Origin of the sequence: Trichocoleus desertorum AS-A10 (genome assembly GCF_039962155.1) — a bacterium.
Classification (GTDB): Bacteria; Cyanobacteriota; Cyanobacteriia; order FACHB-46; family FACHB-46; genus Trichocoleus.
Genome location: NZ_JAMPKN010000002.1, coordinates 289,451 through 309,509 on the forward strand (window position 1 = coordinate 289,451; position 20,059 = coordinate 309,509).

Consider the following 20,059-nt stretch of genomic DNA (forward strand, 5'->3'; position numbering starts at 1 on the left):
CAATTACCTAGTGCAAATTGGTTGCAATCAAACCACTTTAAGGCAGTGTGATCTCTAACCAAGTCCAAGTACTTGAAACAATGCGTCTTTAAGTCTATAGAAGAAACGGGTGCTTGGCAGCGAGGAAAATCATAGTTTTTGTCAAGTTTCCCTCTGGGCTCAAGCGTCCAGCTAATAGCCTTATTATTCAAGCCCGTGCCAGATGTTCCGAAACGAACAGCTTTTTTCTCGTTTCAGGTTTACAAAACTTATTATGATGAGTGAATGAAGTTTGAGCGGCTGGAGATTGCTATAGCTGTCAGGGCTTGGAGTTGATCCAAATCTGTCAATATAGCTGCTCAGCTCGATCGAACCTGGCTGAACTGAGTCGGTAGATTTTTCTTAAACGTTTGTAAACTTTTAGGATGCACTCACAGAGTGCTTTGGTTTCTGAGGAGTCTGTATGAAGCAACTTTTGACTGCTGAGCGCTTCAGTTTAATTGGCCATGTGGTAGCAATGGCCTTTGGACTAGCTGGATTGCTGTTAGTTTTACCCCACCCAGAGTTTGTTCTGATGTTACCTCCAGCGGGGCAAACGCTGTTTCAGTGGAGTATGGCTGGGGGCGGCGTGGTTTACATTCTGCTAGGAGCGATCGCCGTTGCCATTTACACCTATCGGACCTTGGGCTGGCAGCGTTGGCTGGCGTTTATGGTGCCTTCTGTCTGCATTTCTCTTTCCAGCGAACTTTCGGGCACTAGCACTGGTTTCCCCTTTGGTAACTACGATTATCTGAGCGGTTTGGGTTACAAGATTGCGGGCTTGGTGCCGTTCACGATTCCTTTGTCTTGGTTTTACCTCGGTTGTGCTTCCTATCTATTGGCCCGCGTGGGTTTGGAGGCTAGCCAGCAGACCAAGTTGCCAGGATGGGTCCGGGGTAGCTTAGCGATCGCCCTGGGTGCTCTGCTACTTACCTCCTGGGACTTTGTGCTAGATCCTGCCATGAGCCAAACGGCAGTTCCTTTTTGGGAGTGGAAACAACCAGGCGCTTTCTTCGGCATGCCTTACCAAAACTTTGCAGGGTGGTGGGGCACTGGGGCAGTGTTTATGAGCGTGGCCGCTTTGCTATGGGGTAAAGCGCCCATCCAACTCACTCGTCAGCAGTTGCAGTTGCCTTTGGCGATTTACCTCAGCAATTTCGCCTTCGCGATGATCATGAGCTTGGCCGCAGGCATCTGGATTCCAGTGCTCTTAGGCTTGGCACTTGGTGTGGCTCCAGCGTTGATTCTGTGGCGCATGGCCCCCGCTACTAGCATTGCCTACCAAAATGGCAATACGACAGAGGCTGTGTTGCCTTTTGTGGGCGAAGTCAGTGAACCAGCGATTAGTCTGGCGAGTGAATTGTCTGTTGCGCCTATGGAACTCGGCTCGAAGTGAATCTCAGTTTCGTCTTGTTGCATGAGTTCGCTTTGACTCCAGTAGCGTTCAGTGGACAAGGAGATGGTTCTGTAACAGGAGCGATCGCCCTTGTCCTACTGCTGCTGCAAATTCCCGCTGTCGCGATTTTGCTGTCCCGTTTGCTGCGCGGTCCTACTCGTCACCCGCCCTTACAGCCTCAGAAACCTAGCCCAGAGCTGCTGGGAAAGGTCAGCGTTGTCGTTCCTACGCTCAACGAAGCAGAACGAATTGGGCCTTGTCTCGCCAGTTTGAGCCAGCAAAGCTATGAAGTGCGAGAAGTTTTGGTGGTGGACAGCCGTTCCCAAGATGGCACGCCAGATCTGGTTAAACGAGCGGGACAAGCTGATCCGCGCTTCCGGTTGCTGACGGATGATCCTTTACCTCCAGGTTGGGTGGGACGGCCCTGGGCTTTACATACAGGCTTCGTCGAAAGCTCGGAACAAAGCGACTGGGTGCTGGGCGTGGATGCCGACACGTACCTCAACCCTGGCTTGGTTAGCAGTTTGGTGAAGACCGCGATCGCGGAAGGCTACGACATTCTCTCCCTAGCCCCTCAATTCATCCTCAAGTATCCGGGAGAGCTGTGGTTACAGCCCGCTCTGCTAATGACGTTGGTGTATCGCTTCGGCCCCGCTGGCGAAACTAACAATTCCGCTGAACGGGTGATGGCAAATGGGCAATGCTTCCTCAGTCGGCGCTCGGTTTTGGCAGCTGTGGGCGGTTACAGCAGCGCGCGCAACTCCTTCTGTGATGATGTTACGCTGGCTCGGTATGCGGCTGCCCAAGGAGCCAAGGTGGGCTTCTTTGATGGCTCGAAGTTGCTGAAGGTACGAATGTACGAAGGAGCAGCGGAAACTTGGCGCGAATGGGGGCGATCGCTCGACCTCAAGGATGCGGCAGCCCGTGGTCAGATTTGGGGTGATCTATGGCTGCTCACTGCTGTGCAGGGCTTACCAGTAACTCTAACGCTGATATTGCTGAGCTGGATCAGCCTAGGGTTTGGCTCTTTACCCGTGGTGGCGGCTTTAGGCTTAAACCTAGGTTTGCTAGCCATGCGGATAGGATTGCTGTGGGCGATCGCGCCTTCTTACGACCTCACTCAAGCGAAAGCGGCTTGGCTTTTCTGGCTCTCTCCTCTAGCCGATCCCTTGGCTGTACTCCGCATCTTCCTTTCGTCTACCCAGACCTCAATTCAGTGGCGAGGGCGGAGTTACACCCAGGCTTAGCCCATCTCGTTAATCTCTTCTGGCTTTACCCCATGCTCCACAGCTTTGCTCAACTACCAGTGTTTTATCTGGGCTTATTTGGCAGTCTGCTCGCAGGATTGGCTACAGGAGTCGGAGCTTTACCTATTCTGTTCTTGAGCAAAGTCACCCAGAAGTTTCAGGGGGCTTTGATGGGGTTTGGAGCAGGGGTGATGCTAGCCGCAACTTCATTTTCCCTGGTAATTCCAGGGATTGAAGCTGCAACGGAGCAGACAGGTAGCGAAGTGGTAGCAGCCTCGATCGTTACCGTGGGGATGATTCTAGGTGGATTGTTTCTCTGTCTCAGCCATCGCTATTCTCCTCACGAGCATTTTATTAAAGGCCCAGAAGGTGCCAATCCGGCGAGCTTAAAGCGGATTTGGCTCTTTATTATTGCGATTACCATTCATAATTTCCCTGAAGGCTTAGCAGTAGGCGTGGGCTTTGGCGGCGAAACTCTAGCCAACGGCATCACCCTCGCTACCGGAATTGGGCTGCAAAATATGCCCGAAGGCTTCGTCGTTGCCTTAGCCTTAGTTGGTGAGAAATATTCCAAATGGACGGCCCTGCTAGTGGCTCTGATGACTGGTTTAGTCGAACCTGTGGGTGGCGCGATCGGTGCAGGTGTGGTTTCCGTTGCCAAACCGATTTTGCCTTGGGCAATGGCCTTTGCTGCGGGAACCATGCTGTTTGTGATCAGCGATGAAATTATTCCAGAATCCCACCGCCTCGGCTACGAAAAAGGCGCAACCTTCGGCGTCATCCTCGGCTTCGTTTCCATGATGTTTCTAGATGTCACCTTGGGCTAATTGCTTAGGTAGAAGTGGTCAGGGCTAACTTGGCTTGGCGTTGCAGGAGCAGGCCGTACTCCAAACCTTCCACCACAGCTTGGTAAGACGCTTGCAAAATGTTGGTGGAAACGCCCACCGTAGTCCAGCGTTGATAGCCATTGCTAGATTCAATCAGCACGCGAGTTTTAGCAGAGGTGCCCGACCCACCATCCAAAATCCGCACCTTGTAGTCGGTGAGATAGAAACTCTCAATTTCTGGGTAGCAGCTGACTAAGGCTTTACGCAGAGCTGTATCCAGTGCAGAAACTGGGCCGTTACCCTCCGCTGCTTCGAGAATGTCTTGGCCATCTACTGCCAATTTCACGGTTGCCAAAGACAAACTCTGCGATGGGTCGGTGTCGGGCATCATGTGGTAGTGAACTTGCCAGCTTTTGAGTTCAAATGGTTGCTGTCGTTGACCCAATGCTTCGCGCATCAGCAACTCAAAGCTGGCTTCTGCTGCCTCAAATTGATAGCCTTCGTGCTCCAGATTTTTCAGGTGTTGCAGAATTTGGCGATAGGTGGGGTCTTGCGGGTCGAGTTCGATACCGAGGCTCCGCGCCTTTGCCAGAATATTGCTCAGACCTGCTTGGTCAGAAATAACAATTCGGCGGTTGTTGCCGACTAGCTCTGGCTGGATGTGCTCGTACGTGATGGGATTGCGTTCCACAGCGCTAACATGCAAGCCCCCTTTATGAGCAAAGGCCGAAAGGCCCACATAAGGAGCATGGTCGTCGGGAGCCAGGTTTACTACTTCACTGACATAACGGCTGAGTTGCGTTAACGTCGTCAGTTTTTCGGGGGGTAAGCAGGCATAGCCCAGCTTCAGTTGCAAGTTGGGAATGAGGGAGCAAAGATTGGCATTGCCACAGCGTTCGCCATAGCCGTTGATCGTGCCCTGCACCATCTGGGTCCCTTCCATTACTGCCGCGATCGCATTGGCCACCGCCATCTCTGTATCGTTGTGGGTGTGAATGCCCAAGGGGGGTAAGGGAGCGTGGAAATCCGCGTTTTGAGCGGCTCGACGCTCCCTTAAGCGCTGCTTGACCTCTCGCACAATCTGACTAACTTCGTGCGGCAAGGTTCCGCCGTTGGTGTCACATAAAACTAACCACTCCGCTCCTGCTGCGATCGCGGTTTCTAGCGTTTCCAGTGCGTAGTCGGGGTTATGCTTATAGCCGTCAAACCAATGCTCCGCATCATAAATCACCCGCCGTTCTTGGCTGCGAAGATAGGCGATCGTGTCCTGGATCATCGCCAGGTTTTCGGCCAGCGTGGTTTTCAGGCCTTCAGTCACATGCAAATCCCAGGATTTGCCCACAATTGTGACCCAGTGGGTGCCTGCGGCTAGTAAGGGTTGCAACATGGGGTCAGTCGCAGCGGTTCTTCCGGGACGGCGAGTAAAGCAAAACGCCACAACTGCTGCCTGAGCCAGTGGTGCTTCTTTGATTTGCCAAAAGAACTGCACATCCTTAGGATTCGCTCCGGGCCAGCCTCCCTCAATAAACGGCACTCCCAGTTGGTCGAGTTGCCGAGCAATGCGGAGTTTATCTTCTAGGGATAGAGATAACCCTTCGCGTTGGGCACCGTCCCGCAGGGTAGTGTCATAAATCCAGAGTTGGGGAGAAGGTTGTGAGGTCATGGAAGCAGCCAAAGCAGAGGAAGGATGGAATAAAAGCGTTTCAAAAAGCGTAAAGAAATTTAAACTTTAAAGCTGTAAGACAATCCGTTGGTTCGCACAGCTTAAAATCATGCCGCAGGTTACAGCTCAAGGAAAAACTTTTATCTGCGATCGCGGAGCCAATCTCCGTCAGGTTTTGCTTCAAAATAGCGTTGCTTTGCATAATGGCAACGCCAGCTTCATCAACTGTCATGGTTTAGGGAGCTGTGGTACTTGTGCCGTTGAGGTCGAGGGGGAAGTCTCAGAAGCTAACTGGCGCGATCGCACTCGGCGGTCTTTGCCACCCCGTGACACTAACCAAAATCGCCGACTGGCTTGTCAAACCAAAGTGCTAGGGGATGTGCGAGTCACTAAGTTTGATGGATTTTGGGGCCAAGGCACTCAACCGCTCTGGACTCCAGAGGGATAGACTGAAGAGAGGTTTGGGGAAGAAAAACACCAATGAATGACTTACTAAAAGCTGTGATTGGACTGATAGTTTTCGCTATCTTGCTGGGAGCATTCATTGCCTTGCGCGCTCGTGACTCGACTCAACAGATTGGCGGGTCAGCAAGTCCTAGCCCCAGTGCTTCTCCTGCTACTCAGGTGCGGAGTGTGGGCCAAACCACTCAACGCTCGACCAATCAGCCTGTCACTTCTGCTCCTGCTAGCCAAACTGGTACCGCTGGCACCACAACCACCCAACCCAGTGGCACTTCCGCTACAGGCACCGCCGGATCAAGTGCTGGTGGCGGCAGCACGACAACTGCTCCTAGCGCTGCGGGCGCAGGTAGTAAGCCAGTTCCAGCGCTTTGGTAATCACGACTTAGTAATTGTGACTCAATTTCAGCTTGCATGAATACAACCAGTGACGTTCTCATCATTGGCGGCGGTATCGTCGGCCTTGCGATCGCGATTGAGCTGAAATTGCGAGGAGCTACGGTAACAATTCTCAGCCGTGATTTTAAGCAAGCCGCCGCTCATGCCGCCGCCGGGATGTTAGCGCCTCAAGCCGAAGGCATCCCGCCAGGACCAATGCTGGAGTTGTGCCTGCGATCGCGCCAACTGTATCCCAACTGGATTCGTAAGCTGGAGGAATTAACCGGAGCTTCAACGGGTTATTGGCCCTGTGGCATTTTGGCTCCAGTCTACGTAGCAGACGCTGAACGGACAGATTTAAGAGAGGCAGCCGCGATCGCTCAAGCCTCCGGAACCGAAGCGCAATGGCTAGATCAAGCTGTGATTCACCAATATCAGGTGGGGCTAGGCTCAGATGTGGTGGGTGGTTGGTGGTTTCCAGAGGATGCTCAAGTGGATAACCGCGCCCTCACCCAAACGCTATGGATTGCTGCCCAAACTCTCGGCGTGAATATTCAGGATGGCGTCAGCGTCCAAGCAATTCAGCAGCAGCAACGCCAAGTCGTCAGCGTCCAAACTTCGGTGGGAGATTGGCAAGCCAAGCATTATGTCTTAGCCACAGGGGCTTGGTCGAATGAACTGTTGCCAATTCCAGTGCAGCCCCGTAAAGGCCAAATGTTAGCGGTCAAGTCACCCGACTCAGCCGCAGATTCACCCTTGCGACGCGTGCTGTTTGGCTCCAACCTATATATTGTGCCGCGCCAAGACGGTCGCATCATTATTGGAGCTACCAGTGAGGAAGTTGGTTTTACCCCCAACAACACCCCCGCAGGCGTTCAAGAGTTACTGGCACGAGCGATCCGGCTGTATCCAGCCCTACAAGATTTTGCTTTACAAGAGTTGTGGTGGGGCTTTCGGCCTGCAACTCCAGATGAATTGCCGATTCTAGGGGCGAGTGCTTGCGCTAACCTGCTACTCGCTACCGGGCACTACCGCAACGGCATTTTACTGGCACCAATTACAGCTCAACTGATTGCCGATGCGATCGCCCAACAACCCGATCCACTGTTGGAGCATTTTAGTTGGCAGCGCTTTCATCAAACGAAACCCTCAACTCCCCCTGCTTCGTTGGCAGCTTCCTCAACTCCTGCTGCCCTTAGTTCTTCCACCCACGTTCTCCCAAGGTCTAATTCTGTGTTGACTCACGCTGTTCCTGCCTTAGCTCAAGCCGATATCACGACGCTAGATAGCCCCTTAGTGATTGCTGGGCGATCCTTTCGCTCCCGCTTGATGACGGGGACTGGCAAATATCGCAGCATTGCCGACATGCAGCAGAGTGTCGTGGCGAGTGGTTGTGAAATTGTGACGGTGGCGGTGCGACGAGTACAAACCAAAGCCCCAGGCCATGAAGGTTTAGCTGAAGCACTGGACTGGAGCAAAATCTGGATGTTGCCCAACACCGCAGGCTGCAAAACCGCAGAAGAAGCGATCCGAGTTGCCCGTCTAGGCCGAGAAATGGCGAAGCTGTTGGGTCAAGAAGACAACAATTTCGTCAAGTTGGAAGTGATTCCAGATGGAAAATACTTACTGCCTGACCCTATTGGTACGCTAGAAGCCGCTGAGCAATTGGTAAAAGAAGGGTTTGCCGTGTTGCCCTACATCAATGCTGACCCACTCCTAGCCAAGCGATTAGAAGAAGTAGGATGTGCGACGGTGATGCCTTTGGGTTCGCCGATTGGCTCCGGGCAAGGCATCAAAAATGCTGCCAATATTCAGATCATTATTGAGAATGCCCAAGTGCCTGTCGTCGTAGATGCAGGTTTAGGGGCACCCAGTGAAGCCGCCCAAGCAATGGAAATGGGGGCTTCGGCTTTACTAATTAATACTGCGATCGCCGAAGCTCAGAATCCTGTAGCAATGGCTAGAGCGATGGGCTTAGCAGCAGAAGCAGGTCGTCTAGCTTACCTAGCAGGTCGTATTCCGGTGAAAAGCCACGCCAGCGCTAGCTCACCCCTCACGGGCACCATTACTCAGTAAATCTAAAGTAAATTTGAGCATTTTTTAGTTTCTAACTTAGGAGCGAGAGTATCTTCATAATTTTTGTTACAGTTAGTTAATACAAAAACTGAGGGTTTTGTTCATGCGTTATACGACCGAGGAAGGTGGACGCTTAAATAACTTCGCTGTTGAGCCGAAGATGTATCAAGCAGAACCACCCACTAAATCCCAACAAAGAAACTCCCTTATCTTGGGAGCTTTAGGAATGGTTTTAGTCGGTGGGCTCGTCTTTGTCGCCTTCTCCGTATCCAACCTAGGCTAGAAAAAATCAGCTTTAAACTTTCAAAATATAAAAATAGGCCAGGTACTGCTTATTTCGAGCAACCTGGCTTTTTGCTATAGGTTTCCGCTGCAGTGAGCTGATCAGCGCGATCACTTTCACATGAAACCTTCGTCAAAATCAAGCTTTAGTCCTGAATCGAGCTTGAGGAATTTGAAGAGTGTTATACCTCCAGATTTCCTCGCCACGATTAAGGGTATTGTTGGTGCAACTAGCTGATCGCCACTCCCCATTGCTCCGCATGACTGGGCCGAATCAAACCAGTTCACATTTGAATCGGCAAAGTTATCAGCGTTTAAAACGAGCGCTGAGCTTACACTTACGCCGTCAAATTTTTGTGGCGGTCTGCGATGATCTAGCCCTACGAAATCGCTTGGCGGCTCGGCTCCATGCGGAACTCGCCTATCCCGCTGCCTCGGCAAACATGCGTCACCCTGAAGAGGCTGGGCTTGCTTCAGATTATCCCCAACTGGTTACGCTCAACCTCAATCTCAACGATCCTAATCCGATCGCTCAGGTGACTCAGTGGTTAGCTCGTCATCCTTTACCCAAAGGATCAGGAACAGAGCCACCGACCCCTAGCTTCCAAATCTTGGGGACTGAGCGACTGACGCGACAATCGGCTGCGGTACAGCGGTTGTTTCTCAGCTATCTACAAGGGTGCGATCGCAGTTTACCCACGTTAGAAGCAAGCTTGTTGCTGTGGGTGCCTCATCCCTGGTTTCGAGCCATTCAACAGTCTGCCCCTGAGTTTTGGGGTTGGCGCACTGGCGTGTTTGAGTTTGTCGGAGAACCCACACCGCTTTCAGTCGTTTCTGAGCAACCCAAGCGCCGTCATTCAGACCAAGTAGCTTTCACCCATCAGCCAACCCCGAAGCGTCCCCAGCCAGCGATCGCCTCTACTTCTGACGTTGCCCATCCTCCAGTTTCACCTGCCAATCAGAAACCTGTAGATGTGCCCATTAGTTTACGGGATTTATTGGCTGATGAGTTGGCCTTTGGAGACTTGGTGGATGACCTAGAAACCACAGTAGCTCCAGCAAACACAACAGAAAGTACAGGCGATCGCCTAACTGCCAATCCAGCTTCTCCTCCACCCAACTCTTGGAGCGTTCACGTTCCGACTGCTGCCGCGCCAACCAACCAGGTTACAGCCAACAGCCTGCCTGCCCGCTCTGGATTTCACTCAGAATCACCCGCCTCAGAACCGCAGCCGCTGCGTACGGTTGCTACAGAGCCTCAATCCCCATCGATTACCGCCCCAGCAGCGAACTCATCAGAGTTAGACAATACACCTACAGAAGCTCCTCTTCCATCAATTGCGCCGGAACTTGTCAATTTAGTTCTGACAGCGGCAATTCAAGAGATTGGAGGGGCAACAGCGCTACGAGCCAATGCTCCGGTTCCGTCTCTCTCTCGTCTTAGTGCTACCTTGCCTGCCCCTTTAGTGGCTGCTCTGGAGGACTTTCCGCCTTTGCGGATGTTGCGGCATCTAGAGCAGTTACATCAACAACAAGCAGAAACTACAGGGTTAGCTGTCACCTATCGCACTCTTGGTAATTTTTATCGCGATCGCATTGAGCAAGGACACAACTCTCCTCAACAGTTAGCGATTGCCATTCAAGCTTATGAGCAAGCCTTAATTCACCTAGAAGAGTCTTCGGCTTTAGTTCCAGATATTCTCAATGACTTAGGCAATCTCTACTGGATGTTGTCCCGGTTTCCGCCCAACCCGGAACAACGGTTGCCTTATTTAGAGCAAGGCATCGCGGCCTATCACCTGGCGCTGACTCATGTAAGTTCTGAGCAGCAACCACAATCCTACGCCATGATCCAGAACAATCTGGGAGCAGCCTATGGAGATTTAGCTCGCTACCGGGAGCCCATTGAGAACCTACAATGCTCGATCACAGCTTATGAGGAAGCGTTGCGACATCGCAAACCAGACGTAGAACCTTTAAAGTATGCTTCCACCCAAAATAACCTGGGTACCGCTTACTGGCACTTGGCACAACACCATCAACCTGCCCTACATCTGAAGCAAGCCATCGTTGCTTACACCGAGTCACTCACTTTCTACAACCCAGAGCAGGAGCCGTTGCATTACGCCATGATCCAAAACAATTTGGGCACGGCTTATTGGAATTTAGCCCAGCATGAGCAGCCGGAAGAATTTCTCAATTTGGCGATTAGTTGCTATCGCATCGCCTTGATTTACCGCACCGTAGAGGTTAACCCTGCTGCCTATGCAGCGACTCAAAACAATTTGGGCACCGCTTATTGGCACCTAGCTAGCCGCTCCAAAGAGCAACCAGAAGCCCAACAGCAAGCTTTACGATCCGCGATCGTAGCCTACGAAGCAGCTTTAGCCATCGTTGAACAAATAAACCAAACGCCTAATGGTGCTGGCACTAAACTGACCTTTGACGTGTTCGCAACTCACAACAATCTAGGTTTAGCCCATTACCAAGTGGTGACCGATCAAGCGGGCGCTATTCCGGTACCTGCTAAGTCTGCTCATTTAGAAGCGTCTCTGCGTCACCATCTGCAAGCGTTACAAGGATGGCAGCACCAACCTGATTTTCACCAAACAGCGCTAGGCTATGTCCTGCAAACGGTACGGGCTTTTTACAGCGAGTGTGGTCTGCAAGGCCAGAACTTAGCGCTATCTCTATTGCCGGGTCATTTATTACCTGAAATTTTGCCACGGCTCTAAGCACAACCGCTCTCGGCCCAAGCGGGACTTAGGCATCAAAGTAGCGATCGGGATGGAGAGAAGAGGGTACGCCCAAGACGGGACAAGGGCTATTAGCGCTCAAGGTTCGGACAATGGAGTTCTTGGGAGAGTCACAACCCAACCACAACAGCACTGCCGATTCTGCTTTAGCGACACTCCGCAACTCCTGAGCGACTTGCCCAAATCGTAGGTGCGTTTTCAGGGAACCACGCCACTCGTTAGCGAGACAGCGAGCTTGCCACAAAATTCGGTCTGCCTGCTCAAACTGATCGACTTGGCACAGGGGGTAATTGCCGAATGGTAGCCCAGCATCTTCTAGGGTTGGTTCAGCTAGAGTTGCGATCGCGCCTTCCCGCTCCGAAGTGGCACTAGAGGTTGCGCTAGAGGCCGCACTATAAGTATCAGGTGCCACCAGTGCCTTAGATAGCTGCGCCTGGTGCTGAGAAGATTTCTTGCCAGTTCTGACTGGGCGAAAATCGGTTGTAGTGGGAATGCTATCTAGACAGTCAGTGGGATTGATGACATACACCACCTGCACGGTCACTTGGCGACGAGTCGCTAAACGAGTTTGGTGAGCAATCCACAGGGTCAAATCTAAAGCGGTCTGGCTCTTCGGGGAGCTGTTGTAGCCCACCACCAAATTAATTTCGGCATCAGCTCCAGACGCTGCTTCTGGACGGTTAGCCTGGAGGTGCCGTTTAGTAGCCCGCCGAGTCTGGCCTGGCAAATGCAATTTACCGGAAGAGCGATCGCCCTTAGGCCGCTGAGGCAACAGCAGAATTTGCTCGATTAAGTCAGTTGAACCCAGTGCGCCCTGTAGCCGCACCAACATTGGCATAATATTCACGATAAAAACCTCTCCAGACTACTTGTTTCGAGAGGTGGGCCAGGAAACAGACATCATCAACTCTGAGAGAAATCTCTTAGGGGAATCTGATATCTGCTAGGAGACCGCAATGACCGTTGCTATCAAAAGCCTGCGTCCTAGGTACTCCTCCCACTGCCGACGGAGTTAGCTGACGGGCTAAGACTGGAAGGTGTCTCTCTCAAATTAATCTTTGAGATTAGCCCCAAAAATCGGTTCCTCCGTTCCAGACGAAACAGCATTCAAGTTTTCACCTTGATGCCTATTAATCCGGATTAGGCTACCCACTGAATGTTTTAATGAACGCCTTTTTGATGTAAGAAATGCCATCAAAAGACGGTTCTATTTCAGAGCAAAAATTGTGCTCAGATGTGATTTAAATAACGTTAAGAAATCCTTCACCAACACGGTTGTATGAGGAATTCCTTATCCGAGGTTGATTGAACCCTTCATCCTTGAGACAATATAGCTCACGTTAAACCGCATGGTCATCTACCTAAAAGCAGTAGTCAAGTTTACGATCAATCAGATATTTGCCGCTGTATCCTTGGTTGCTATTCGCCAGAAATGTATGTATGAAGTGGCGATCGCGGTCTGATTTGCCCTAGATTAAGCTGAAGAATAGTCAAGCTTTAATCACAATCAATTATTAAGATTCTTGAATGCGACAACTGAGTTGGCTCGACCTCCTCGTAAGGTGACGAGGTTGATCGTAGCAAACAGCTTTAGTAGCTGCGGTTTACAATTAAAAAGATGAATTGTAGGCCAATTTCTCGCGAAATTTTGCCTCTTGAGTATAGATCGCAACCTGATTGGAACTTAGTGCGTGAACGTTTCCTCTACTCTGCCAGAACTAAATTTACGAGAGCTGTTTCCCTTTGAATTAGATGCGTTTCAGTATCAAGCGATCGCGGCTCTGAATGCGGGGCGATCGGTCGTAGTCTGTGCGCCAACGGGGTCAGGCAAAACGTTAATTGGCGAGTATGCCATCTATCGCGCTCTGGCTCAGGGGCGACGAGTGTTCTACACCACTCCGCTCAAAGCATTATCCAATCAAAAGTTACGAGATTTTCGCGATCGCTTTGGCCCTGAGCAAGTTGGGCTGCTGACAGGAGATGTATCGATCAACCGGGAAGCACCCATTTTGGTCATGACGACCGAAATCTTCCGCAACATGCTTTACGGCACCCCGATCGGTGAAGTTGGCACCTCAATGGTCGGTGTAGAAGCGGTGGTTTTAGACGAATGCCACTACATGAACGATCGCCAACGGGGCACCGTCTGGGAAGAATCGATTATTTACTGCCCACCGGATGTGCAGCTAGTCGCGCTGTCAGCCACTGTTGCCAACAGCGATCAGCTCACGGATTGGATCGGTCGAGTTCACGGCCCTACAGAGCTGATCTATTCAGATTTCCGCCCTGTTCCTTTGCGCTTTCACTTCTGTAACCCCAAAGGCTTATTTCCTCTCCTCAGCCAAGATCAAAAAAAGATCAACGCCCGCCTCAAACCTAAAGGAGGCCGAGGCCAACGCAAGCGGGAAGACGAGCCTGGGCTGGCTTATGTGGTCAGCCAGTTGCAGCAGCGGGACATGCTTCCAGCTATCTATTTCATCTTTAGCCGTCGTAATTGCGATCGCGCCATTACCCAAGTCGAGCATTTATCCTTGGTCAATGAGGCGGAAGCGGCAAAGCTGAAACACCTGATTGATGAGTTTTTGATGCGACACCCTGATGCTGGGCGAGCTGGGCAGATTGAGCCGCTCTACCGGGGCATTGCCGCCCACCACGCTGGAATTTTGCCTGCCTGGAAGGGCTTAGTCGAAGAACTCTTTCAGCAAGGGTTGATCAAAGTGGTCTTTGCCACCGAAACGTTGGCCGCTGGCATTAACATGCCTGCCCGCACCACAGTGGTTTCTAGCCTCTCCAAGCGCACCGATTTGGGACATCGCCTCCTCAATCCCTCAGAATTTCTCCAGATGTCGGGTCGAGCTGGCCGGCGGGGAATGGATGAGTTAGGGCATGTCGTCACGGTGCAAACTCCTTTTGAGGGAGCCAAAGAAGCTGCATACTTAGCCACAGTCGGAGCTGATCCGTTGATTAGCCAATTCACTCCCAGCTATGGCATGGTCCTCAACTTGCTACAAACTCACACCTTAGAAGAAGCGCAAGAGCTGGTCGAGCGCAGTTTTGGGCAATATCTCGCCACGCTGTCTTTGCGGCCCCAACAACAGGCGATCGCTGATCTGACTAAAGAGCTTGAGCAACTTCAAGCCCAGCTCGAACTGGTTGATCCACAACTATTTTCGAGTTACGAAAAGCTACAAGAGCGCCTGAAAGAAGAACGCCGCCTCCTGAAAATTTTGCAGCACCAAGCCCAAGAGATGCAGTCGGGTGACATTGCTGTAGCGCTCTCATTTGCGATCGCGGGCACCGTACTAGGGCTGAAGGGAGAGAACGTCCCTACCGCCGAGCCAATCCCAGCGGCTCTGGTGATGAAAACTCCAGGTTCTGGCCAATTCCCTTATCTCGTTTGCTTGGGTCAAGATAATCGCTGGTATGTCGTAGCGGTGGGAGATGTCGTCAGTTTGCGAGCCGAGATTCCTCGCATTAAGGCAGTAGACAACCTCACCCCCCCGGCTGAGATGCCGCTGAAACCAGGACAATGCCGCAAAGGCAGTGAAGAAACAGCAGCGATCGCCCGGCAAATTCCTCCTGTGCCTTCGCTCCTCGAAACTGCCCCAGAAGTCCAAGCCCAACTCGAACGGCTGCAAGCGGTGCAAACCCAACTAGAGGCGCATCCCCTACATCAATGGGGCAATTCTGCCACGCTGTTAAAGCGGCAGCGCCGAGTCCAGAATTTGCAAGAAGATATTGCTCAACGCCAAGCCAAGTTAGAGCAGCTATCCCACCAGCATTGGGAAGAATTTGTCCACTTGATTGAGATTTTGCAGACGTTTGGCGGCTTGGATGGCTTAACTCCGACTGTTCTGGGCCAAGCAGCAGCAGCCATTCGTGGAGATAACGAGTTATGGCTGGGCATCTCCCTCATGTCGGGAGAACTCGATGATTTGGATCCGCACCATTTGGCCGCCGCTTGTGCTGCTTTGGTCACAGAGGTCTCGCGTCCTGACAGTTGGACTCGCTACCAAGCTTCCTCGGCAGTTGAAGAAGCGCTGGGTGGCTTACGGGGTCTACGACGGCAGTTATTCCAGGTGCAACGACGGCATCAAGTGGCTTTACCCGTTTGGCTAGAAGACGAGCTGATTGCTTTAGTCGAGCAGTGGGCTCTGGGAGTGGAATGGGCGGAACTGGGAGAAAACACCAGTTTGGACGAAGGAGACGTAGTACGGATTTTGCGGCGGACCTTAGATTTCCTTTCGCAAATTCCCCATGTCCCACATCTGCCAAATTCGCTGCGTCAGAATGCCTACCGAGCTATTCAGTTGATCGATCGCTTCCCGGTCAATGAGGCCGTTGAGTAGGAGATACTGCAACCCTGAGTGTTGGATGTCAAGGTCTACTTGAACGATGTCACGGTTTGCACTCAGGAACTAGCAAGGGTAGGATGAACAACGGGGTAAAGCTCTACACAGAATTTAATCGGGTAGGGGTGCAGAGATCGTTGAGCTTTTGGGCCTACTTAGGGAACCCTTCAAATTGAAATAAGTCTTAAAATCTTGCTCCTAGAAGGCTCCAGTTTCTCCCTAGTAATAGCTGCGGGAAGTCGCTTGTGACTGCGATATCCGCTTTAGGAGCTGATTTTTTCGCATGCATGGTTTTCGTAGCAATCTGCAACAGAAGCTGTGGCCTTGGTTCCAGCGATCGCTTCGCTCTCAGTCAGTTATTTTGGATGTTGCCGATCTAGTGATGCATCAAAGGCGCTCAACTCGTTCAACTCGTTTACTTTTGAATCTGATGAGCAAGAGTCGGCTAGCGACTAGTGTTTGTTTAGGCTTGTTGCTGCAATGTCTCGTGTTGCTCTCCCCAGCAGTTGCCGAGCGGGTATCCCTAGGAGTGGCACGCAGCTCGGATAATGCGGCTGACTGGGAAAGTATTACCACTCGGCTGCAAGCCGCTAAAGTTGGTTATCGCGTGATTGATTTCCAACAGGTACAGCGAGCCGCTGACCTCAACGGCATCAGCGTGCTATTTCTGCCCAATGTGGAAACAGTTACAGAAGTGCAAGCGATCGCCTTAGAAGAGTGGATGAGCCGAGGTGGGCGGGTGGTCGTTAGTGGCCCAGTTGGTCGGTTGTCGCCTTTAGGAGTCCGGCAAGCTTTGCGATCGCTCTTGGGTGCTTACTGGGCCTATCCGCTCTCAGAACCCACGGGTTTGCAAACCATCACGAGGCAACCCCAGTCTTGGGCGCGCAAAGGTCAAGCGGCCAGTGGCCTCTGGGGAGGTGTGATTATGCCTTCTAGCCTGAGCAGCCAAACGATTGCGACTTGGAAAAGTGCTACAGGAGTTAATCCTGCTGTCACTGCCACTGGAGCGCCCAGTGACAACCCACCGGCGATCGTGACCACGGAGCGATCCACCTTCTTTGGTTGGAATTGGGGTCGGCGCTCTTCAGGCTCTGCTGAGTTTGATGGTACTTGGCTCCGGGCCGCTTTGAGCCGCTATGGTGAAGTGCCAGTCGTTACAGTTCCTATCGCAGCAGTGCCACCGCCCGCAACTCCAACTAACAGCACAGCCCCAAAACCCACGGTAGGTACCAGCACCCTCAGCCTTCCTCTCACCTCTACACCACCAACGGGTTCCACAGCGTTGCGTCAGGCACCTGTCCAGTCTGGCAACGACCCCGCCGAGCAGGTAGCGCCTCCAGGCATAGAAGTTGAGCCAGGGGCACTCCCCATCGCCACGCTCGAAGCGATCGCAATGCGCCAAGAGCTAGAGAATTTGATCGGCAGAGTGGCAAGCGCTCTCCTCACTGCCAATGCCGCTAACAGCTCTGCTCAGACAGCTAGCTCAATCTCTACACCCAATAACACAACTGCATCCAGTTTAGTTGCCAGCAGCAAGGAGTTTGTCGCCGCTACACCTACTAAAACTTCAGCCACGGCTGCTTCCTCTGACCCGGTTCAAGTTGTAGCCACGGCTCGCCAAGGGCTGCAAAAATTTTCTCAATTAGTAGCACAAGGAGATTACCGCAAAGCTCGTAGCCAGTGGATCCAAACTCGACGCTTTCTTTGGGATAACTACCCGACTGAACGGTTACGGGCTCAACCGGAAATTCGCGCTATATGGCTGGACCGAGGCACCATTGTCCGAGCGGGTTCTGAGCAAGGACTCGCAGCTTTATTCGATCGCTTGGCAGCATCGGGCATTAACACAGTTTTCTTTGAAACCGTTAATGCAGGCTATACCATTTATCCCAGCCAAGTTGCACCACAACAGAACCCGCTCACCCGTGGCTGGGACCCCCTAGCTGCTGCCGTTAAGCTGGCTCATGCTAGAGGCATGGAACTACACGCCTGGGTTTGGGCCTTTGCTGCTGGCAACGAGCGCCACAACTTGCTGCTAAATCTTCCCAAAGATTACCCAGGGCCAGTCATTTCAGCCCATCCAGACTGGGCCAACTACGACAACCGGGGTCGCATCATCCCAGCGGGCCAGGAAAAACCGTTTCTTGATCCAGCTAATCCTGAAGTACGGCGTTATTTGCAGCAACTCCTCAGCGAGATTGCTAGCCGCTATCAAGTTGATGGCATTCAGTTAGACTACATTCGCTATCCTTTCCAAGATCCAGCGGCTGGTCGCACTTACGGTTATGGCAAAGCCGCTCGTCAGCAATTTCAGCAATTTGCCGGCGTTGACCCCCTCAAAATCTCTCCTGGCGATCGCAACCTATGGCAGCGCTGGACTAACTTCCGCACCCAGCAAATCGACAGCTTTGTAGCCGAAACCTCACAGCAATTACGTCGAGCAAAACCTAATTTGGTCATGTCAGTCGCGGTGTTTCCCCTACCGCAGCACGAACGCATCCAGAAGCTGCAACAGCATTGGGAAAATTGGGCAGAGCGGGGAGATATTGATTTGGTCGTGCCAATGGCTTACGCAATGGATACCAATCGGTTCCAACGCCTAGTCCAGCCTTACCTAACTTCCAGCAAGCTCAATTCAACCTTGATCATGCCAGGAATCCGGCTGTTGAACCTGCCCGAAGCGGTGGCGATCGATCAGATTCAGGCGCTACGAGACTTGCCCTCTGGAGGTTATGCTCTATTTGCGGCTGAGAACTTCAACGATCGCTTGCAAACCATCTTTCAAAAAACTCAAGGACCCATTCAACGAACTCCCAAAGAGCCTGTCCCTTATCGTCAACCTTTTGCGGCGGCGGCGGTGCGTTACACAGCTCTGCAACGCGAGTGGAATTTTCTTCAAGGGCAAAAGCAACTTTGGATGAGGGAACCTGCTTTAAGTCGTTGGCAAAATCAATCAAAAGCTTTGGACCAAGCGCTCCAAGCTCTAGCCGAACGTCCCGGACGCGATCGCTTAAAAACTGCCAAACGAGAATTAACTAACTTCCGGGCTCAGTTTAGCAGTTGGATGAACTTATACGCCCTAGAGCATCGTTACCAAGTAGACGCTTGGGAGCATCGCCTGGACACCATCGACACCCTATTGAACTACGGCGATCGCGTGACGCTTAACTCAACGCCCAACCGGTCTGCTAATAGGTAAACCCATTACTACTCCTTGAGTCGGCTGAGAAGCAAAAGCTTGGTTTCAACTGAGGGGCAAGGCGATCGCAAACTTCGTTCCTTGACCAGGTTCAGAGGTGAAACTCAAATGGCCTGCGTGTTTTTCCTCGACAATTTGTCGAGCGATCGACAATCCTAAGCCTGTACCCTTACCCACGGCTTTGGTCGTGAAGAATGTCTGAAAAGCTTTTGGCTGCAACTCTGGCGGCATCCCCGCTCCGTTGTCAGAGATATAAACAACAATCTGCTGATCAACCAGAACGGTTTGAATCAAGATCTGAGGTGTAGCAGGCAGCGCTTCCTCCAAAGCATCAATTGCATTGGCCAGAATGTTCATAAACACTTGGTTGAGTAGCCCTAGATAACATTCCACCAGAGGTAACTCCCCATAGTGCTTAACCACCTCAATGGCAGGACGGTGCTGCTCCTTACCCGCTACTCGCACACTCCCAGCCTTCAAGCGGTGGCGCAAAATCGTTAAGGTGCTCTCTAAGCCATCATGTAAATCAGCTCGCATTTTCGCGGTGGCATCCGAGCGAGAAAAAGTTCTCAAAGAAATTGAGATGTCTTTAATTCTCTCTGTACTCAATTTCATAGAATGGAGCAGCTTCGGCAAATCCTCTAATGCAAACTCAACGTCAATATCGCCTAAGGTTTGCTTCAACTGCAAAGCCGCTTCAGGACAAGCCTGCTGATAAAACTCAATAACCTTCGTGATCTCAGTGACATACTCAAACGCTGGTGCCAAGTTGCTGACAATACAGCCAATGGGATTGTTCAGTTCGTGAGCAATGCCCGCGACTAGTTGCCCCAAGGCAGACATTTTTTCGCTCTGCACCAGTTGCACTTGGGAGCGTTGCAAATCTTGTAAAGCATTAGAGAGTTCAGCAGTTCGCTCTGTTACCCGCTCCTCTAGCACTTCTGTTGAGTGCTGAAGTTGAGCATTTTTCTCTTCTAAAGCTTTCGTCAGTTGCCGCAGTTGTAAATGAATATTGACCCTAGCCATCACCTCCTGCTCTTCAAAGGGTTTGGTGATGTAGTCTACTGCCCCTAGTGACAGGCCCTTCACCTTACTTTCACTATCCGCCAGAGCCGTCATAAAAATCACGGGAATCGCTTGGGTAGACGGATCAGCTTTCAAGCGAGTACAAGTTTCAAAGCCATCTATCCCTGGCATTTGAATATCTAGCAAAATGAGTTCGGGTAATTGTTGCTGAGCAATATTAATGGCGCTGACTCCATCCATTGCTACCCGAACTTTTAGACCTACTTGTTTGAGTGCTTGAGACAACACCGACAAGTTGGTGGAGTTGTCATCCACAATCAAAATGAATTCGGTCGATTGGTCATACATAGCTGATAAGCAGTGTTTGTTAAAAGTGAAGC

The 20,059-nt window shown here is 51.7% G+C and carries 13 protein-coding genes and 1 riboswitch; of the genes, 10 read left to right on the forward strand and 3 right to left on the reverse strand.

What is annotated here, in order from left to right; all coding sequences use genetic code 11:
• Positions 1 to 442: 442 nt before the first annotated feature.
• Genes cruF through NDA01_RS05120 form a run of 3 tightly spaced genes read left to right on the forward strand, consistent with a single transcriptional unit; the run spans position 443 to position 3,488 of the window.
• Positions 443 to 1,414, forward strand: a complete 972-nt coding sequence (cruF, locus tag NDA01_RS05110; protein ID WP_348227103.1) for a gamma-carotene 1'-hydroxylase CruF — start codon at positions 443 to 445, stop codon at positions 1,412 to 1,414.
• Complete coding sequence (cruG, locus tag NDA01_RS05115; RefSeq protein WP_431193321.1) at positions 1,411 to 2,661, forward strand: 2'-O-glycosyltransferase CruG; 1,251 nt, start codon at positions 1,411 to 1,413, stop codon at positions 2,659 to 2,661. Before cruF ends, cruG begins: the two co-directional genes overlap by 4 nt.
• A gap of 32 nt (positions 2,662 to 2,693) precedes the next feature.
• Positions 2,694 to 3,488, forward strand: coding sequence for a ZIP family metal transporter (locus tag NDA01_RS05120; RefSeq protein ID WP_348227104.1), 795 nt, complete (start codon positions 2,694 to 2,696; stop codon positions 3,486 to 3,488).
• A 4-nt stretch (positions 3,489 to 3,492) separates the two neighbouring features.
• On the opposite strand, the gene cimA is transcribed toward NDA01_RS05120, so the two are convergent.
• A complete protein-coding gene (gene cimA / locus NDA01_RS05125) occupies positions 3,493 to 5,151 on the reverse strand; it encodes a citramalate synthase (RefSeq protein WP_348227105.1) in 1,659 nt (552 codons plus the stop codon).
• A 109-nt stretch (positions 5,152 to 5,260) separates the two neighbouring features.
• Here cimA and NDA01_RS05130 point away from each other — a divergent pair, with 109 nt between their 5' ends.
• From NDA01_RS05130 to NDA01_RS05150, 5 genes are all read left to right on the forward strand, one after another.
• A complete protein-coding gene (locus NDA01_RS05130) occupies positions 5,261 to 5,599 on the forward strand; it encodes a 2Fe-2S iron-sulfur cluster-binding protein (protein ID WP_348227106.1) in 339 nt (112 codons plus the stop codon).
• A 32-nt stretch (positions 5,600 to 5,631) separates the two neighbouring features.
• Complete coding sequence (locus NDA01_RS05135; protein ID WP_348227107.1) at positions 5,632 to 5,988, forward strand: hypothetical protein; 357 nt, start codon at positions 5,632 to 5,634, stop codon at positions 5,986 to 5,988.
• A gap of 36 nt (positions 5,989 to 6,024) precedes the next feature.
• On the forward strand, positions 6,025 to 8,064 hold the full coding sequence (thiO, locus tag NDA01_RS05140; RefSeq protein WP_348227108.1) for a glycine oxidase ThiO: 2,040 nt from the start codon (positions 6,025 to 6,027) through the stop codon (positions 8,062 to 8,064).
• A gap of 103 nt (positions 8,065 to 8,167) precedes the next feature.
• The gene (gene psb34 / locus NDA01_RS05145; RefSeq protein WP_190431326.1) at positions 8,168 to 8,347 is read left to right on the forward strand and encodes a photosystem II assembly protein Psb34; all 180 of its coding nucleotides are present in this window, start codon (positions 8,168 to 8,170) and stop codon (positions 8,345 to 8,347) included.
• Between the two features lie 223 nt (positions 8,348 to 8,570).
• Complete coding sequence (locus NDA01_RS05150; RefSeq protein ID WP_348227109.1) at positions 8,571 to 11,081, forward strand: tetratricopeptide repeat protein; 2,511 nt, start codon at positions 8,571 to 8,573, stop codon at positions 11,079 to 11,081.
• Between the two features lie 28 nt (positions 11,082 to 11,109).
• Here NDA01_RS05150 and NDA01_RS05155 read toward each other — a convergent pair whose 3' ends face one another.
• A complete protein-coding gene (locus NDA01_RS05155; RefSeq protein ID WP_348227338.1) occupies positions 11,110 to 11,940 on the reverse strand; it encodes a universal stress protein in 831 nt (276 codons plus the stop codon).
• A gap of 148 nt (positions 11,941 to 12,088) precedes the next feature.
• Positions 12,089 to 12,218: riboswitch (cyclic di-AMP (ydaO/yuaA leader) on the reverse strand.
• Between the two features lie 575 nt (positions 12,219 to 12,793).
• On the opposite strand from NDA01_RS05155, the gene NDA01_RS05160 reads away from it, so the two are divergent.
• Both NDA01_RS05160 and NDA01_RS05165 read left to right on the forward strand, forming a co-directional pair.
• Positions 12,794 to 15,451: a DEAD/DEAH box helicase gene (locus tag NDA01_RS05160; RefSeq protein ID WP_348227110.1), complete on the forward strand. Its 2,658-nt coding sequence runs from the start codon at positions 12,794 to 12,796 to the stop codon at positions 15,449 to 15,451.
• Positions 15,452 to 15,737: 286 nt separating this feature from the next.
• The gene (locus NDA01_RS05165; protein ID WP_348227111.1) at positions 15,738 to 18,653 is read left to right on the forward strand and encodes a family 10 glycosylhydrolase; all 2,916 of its coding nucleotides are present in this window, start codon (positions 15,738 to 15,740) and stop codon (positions 18,651 to 18,653) included.
• Between the two features lie 45 nt (positions 18,654 to 18,698).
• Here NDA01_RS05165 and NDA01_RS05170 read toward each other — a convergent pair whose 3' ends face one another.
• Positions 18,699 to 20,027 carry a hybrid sensor histidine kinase/response regulator gene (locus tag NDA01_RS05170; RefSeq protein ID WP_348227112.1) on the reverse strand — a complete coding sequence of 443 codons (1,329 nt, stop codon included), beginning with the start codon at positions 20,025 to 20,027 and terminating at the stop codon, positions 18,699 to 18,701.
• Positions 20,028 to 20,059: the final 32 nt, after the last annotated feature.

Excerpts from the sequence above, each read along its gene's own strand:
- cruF (WP_348227103.1), top strand. The coding sequence starts at position 443 with ATGAAGCAACTTTTGACTGCTGAGCGCTTCAGTTTAATTGGCCATGTG.
- NDA01_RS05120 (WP_348227104.1), top strand. The coding sequence starts at position 2,694 with ATGCTCCACAGCTTTGCTCAACTACCAGTGTTTTATCTGGGCTTATTT.
- cimA (WP_348227105.1), bottom strand. The coding sequence starts at position 5,151 with ATGACCTCACAACCTTCTCCCCAACTCTGGATTTATGACACTACCCTG.
- NDA01_RS05130 (WP_348227106.1), top strand. The coding sequence starts at position 5,261 with ATGCCGCAGGTTACAGCTCAAGGAAAAACTTTTATCTGCGATCGCGGA.
- NDA01_RS05135 (WP_348227107.1), top strand. The coding sequence starts at position 5,632 with ATGAATGACTTACTAAAAGCTGTGATTGGACTGATAGTTTTCGCTATC.
- thiO (WP_348227108.1), top strand. The coding sequence starts at position 6,025 with ATGAATACAACCAGTGACGTTCTCATCATTGGCGGCGGTATCGTCGGC.
- psb34 (WP_190431326.1), top strand. The coding sequence starts at position 8,168 with ATGCGTTATACGACCGAGGAAGGTGGACGCTTAAATAACTTCGCTGTT.
- NDA01_RS05155 (WP_348227338.1), bottom strand. The coding sequence starts at position 11,940 with ATGCCAATGTTGGTGCGGCTACAGGGCGCACTGGGTTCAACTGACTTA.
- NDA01_RS05165 (WP_348227111.1), top strand. The coding sequence starts at position 15,738 with ATGCATGGTTTTCGTAGCAATCTGCAACAGAAGCTGTGGCCTTGGTTC.
- NDA01_RS05170 (WP_348227112.1), bottom strand. The coding sequence starts at position 20,027 with ATGTATGACCAATCGACCGAATTCATTTTGATTGTGGATGACAACTCC.